The organism is Ligilactobacillus acidipiscis DSM 15836 (genome assembly GCF_001435755.1).
GTDB classification, from domain to species: domain Bacteria; phylum Bacillota; class Bacilli; order Lactobacillales; family Lactobacillaceae; genus Ligilactobacillus; species Ligilactobacillus acidipiscis.
Map to the genome: position 1 here is coordinate 1 of NZ_AZFI01000217.1, position 2,761 is coordinate 2,761.

General features: G+C 37.3%; 2 protein-coding genes and 1 tRNA gene. All 3 read left to right on the forward strand.

Annotated elements, in window-relative coordinates:
* The first annotated feature begins 184 nt into the window (after positions 1 to 184).
* The 3 genes from FC65_RS09985 to argS all read left to right on the forward strand — a co-directional run bounded on the left by FC65_RS09985 (position 185) and on the right by argS (position 2,556).
* On the forward strand, positions 185 to 394 hold the full coding sequence (locus FC65_RS09985; protein WP_010496418.1) for a hypothetical protein: 210 nt from the start codon (positions 185 to 187) through the stop codon (positions 392 to 394).
* Positions 395 to 441: 47 nt separating this feature from the next.
* Positions 442 to 512 (forward strand) — tRNA-Gly (locus FC65_RS09990).
* A gap of 349 nt (positions 513 to 861) precedes the next feature.
* Positions 862 to 2,556 carry an arginine--tRNA ligase gene (argS, locus tag FC65_RS09995; protein ID WP_010496415.1) on the forward strand — a complete coding sequence of 565 codons (1,695 nt, stop codon included), beginning with the start codon at positions 862 to 864 and terminating at the stop codon, positions 2,554 to 2,556.
* Positions 2,557 to 2,761: the final 205 nt, after the last annotated feature.

Genomic DNA, 2,761 nt, shown 5'->3' on the forward strand with positions numbered 1-2,761 from the left:
AAAATTTACCCACACAAAGTTGACACTATCAGATAATTAAAACTACTTGCTTTTTTGCCAAAGTTTTGTTACTATGCTTTTCGTGTTTACAGGAACTGGTGAGGTTTGCTGAGCAGCAAACTTTTCGCTTTGTTGGACTAAAAGCGCAGTTCTGCAGTGGATAGAGTTGGTAAGGGGTGAAACAATGGAAACTACATTAAAAATTGGGGATCAGGTTAGTTGTAAAAAGTTTGGTTCGTTGAAACATGATTTTGTCGGTACCGTTGAAAAGATTTATGATAATTCTGCGATGGTTTCGATCGATAAATATGATGAAAGTGATAATATCACGGTTACAGATTTTCATAATCGTGCGATCGTTCGTCTAAGCAGTATGAAGAAAGTTTCTGCATAAAGATAGTGACAAGCCTGAGAAGCTGTGCTATACTAGTTTTTGTTGTTGCGGGTATAGTTTAGTGGTAAAATTCCAGCTTCCCAAGCTGATGTCGCGAGTTCGATTCTCGTTACCCGCTTGACGATGACATCTTCAGCAATGAAGATGTTTTTTAGTTTATTATTCAAATACAGATAAATCTTTAGTTGGTCATCGATCATAAAGACTAGTAAATAAGGGCGGCATACAGCGAGTCTGGGATGATGTAAGCCAGACTGTCTAACTTATTGAATCGTACCTTTTAGAGCCCGTTAAAGATAATAATGAGTGGATCATTAATCAATTAGAGTGGTACCGCGGGTCATCTCGTCTCTTGCAGTTTATTTGCAGGGGACTTTTTTTATCCAGATTGAGTTATAGACTAGGTTGAACTTAGTATATTTTGGTTAGGAAAATTATAAAATTATTACAAGCAGGAGGAACCTTTGATGAAACAAAAACAATTAGTGGCACAAGCAATTGTTGACGCAACTGAGGGACAGTTATCCTTGGATGAAGTTATGTCCAAAATTGAAGTTCCCAAGACTTATGATCTTGGAGACTATGCATTTCCGACTTTTATTTTAGCTAAACTTTACCATAAAGCACCACAGCAGATCGCACCAGAATTAGTTGAAAAGATCTCAGGAGATGCTTTTGATAAGGTCCAAGCAGTCGGGCCGTATGTAAACTTTTTCATTGACAAGAAAGCATTTAGCCATAATATCTTAAATCAGATCTTAGACCAAAAAGAAGCATTTGGGCAGCAAGATCTCGGCCATGGCGGCAATGTTCCGATCGATATGTCTTCACCTAATATTGCTAAACCAATGTCAATGGGACATTTGCGTTCAACTGTCATTGGTAACTCCTTAGCGGAACTGCTGAAAAAAGCTAATTATAATCCGATCAAGATCAATCATTTAGGCGATTGGGGTACTCAATTTGGTAAACTGATCGAAGCATACAAGCTGTGGGGAAGTGAAGAAGAGGTCCGTCAAGACCCAATCAATACTTTATTGAAGTACTACGTTCATTTCCATCAAGTCGATGAAGAACATCCAGAATTGGACGATGAAGCACGTGCTTGGTTTAAAAAGCTTGAAGATGGTGATAAAGAGGCAACTGAGTTATGGCAATGGTTCAGAGATGAATCCTTGAAGTTCTTCAAATCTATTTATGCTAAACTAGGAATCGAGTTTGATTCTTACAATGGCGAATCTTTCTACAATGATAAAATGGACGAGATCGTGTCGATCTTAGAAGATAAAAACTTATTGCAAGAAAGCCGTGGCGCTGAGATCGTTGACTTGGAAAAATATGGTTTAAATCCGGCTTTGATCAAAAAGACTGACGGAACGACCTTATACATTACTCGTGATCTAGCCGCTGCATTGTACAGATTCCGGACATATGATTTTGTAAAATCCTTGTACGTTGTTGGTAACGAACAAACTAATCACTTTAAGCAGTTAAAAGCTGTTTTAAAAGAAATGGGTTATGACTGGTCAGATGACATTCATCATATTCAATTTGGTTTGATCACTTCCGGTGGTAAAAAACTTTCAACTCGTAAAGGCAATATTATCTTGCTCGAAGATGTTTTGAATGACGCTGTTGATTTGGCTAAAAAACAGATTGCTGAAAAGAATCCTGATTTGCCAAACAAAGATCAGGTTGCCGAAGAAGTTGGTGTCGGTGCCGTGATCTTCCATGATTTAAAGAATGATCGTTTGAATAATTTTGATTTCAACTTAGAAGAAGTTGTCCGTTTTGAAGGCGAAACAGGTCCATATGTGCAATACTCTCACGCTCGTGCTATGAGTATTTTACGTAAAGCTGGGCAGATCGACCTTGAAAATGCTGATATTGCAGGTTTGCAAGATGAAGGCTCATGGGAAGTTGTTCGTCAGTTAGCTAATTTCCCAGCAATGATCAAACGTGCTGTCGAAGAATATGAACCATCTGTGATCACGAAATACGCCATTCAGTTGTCTAAATCGTTTAACAAGTATTATGCACATACTAAGGTTTTGACTGATGATGCTGAAAAGAATTCGCGCTTAGCGATGGTTGCCAGTGTCGCTGCAGTTCTTAAGGAATCATTGCGTTTGTTGGGCGTTAAGGCACCTGACGAAATGTAATTAATTTTCTGACATTACTATCAATTAAGGCTTTGCATTTCTCCATTGGGGAAGTGTGAAGCCTTTTTTATTAAAATGCATTCAATGAATAATAATTATTTAATTGTTTAAGTTAAAGTTTGCACAAGATACTATTATAGTGGTATAATAGATAATATTAAATATTTTATATTGCCCTGAATTATTCATACTTTTTGTCTTAAAT

Coding starts and splice junctions, on each gene's coding strand:
- FC65_RS09985 (WP_010496418.1), top strand. CDS start 185: ATGGAAACTACATTAAAAATTGGGGATCAGGTTAGTTGTAAAAAGTTT.
- argS (WP_010496415.1), top strand. CDS start 862: ATGAAACAAAAACAATTAGTGGCACAAGCAATTGTTGACGCAACTGAG.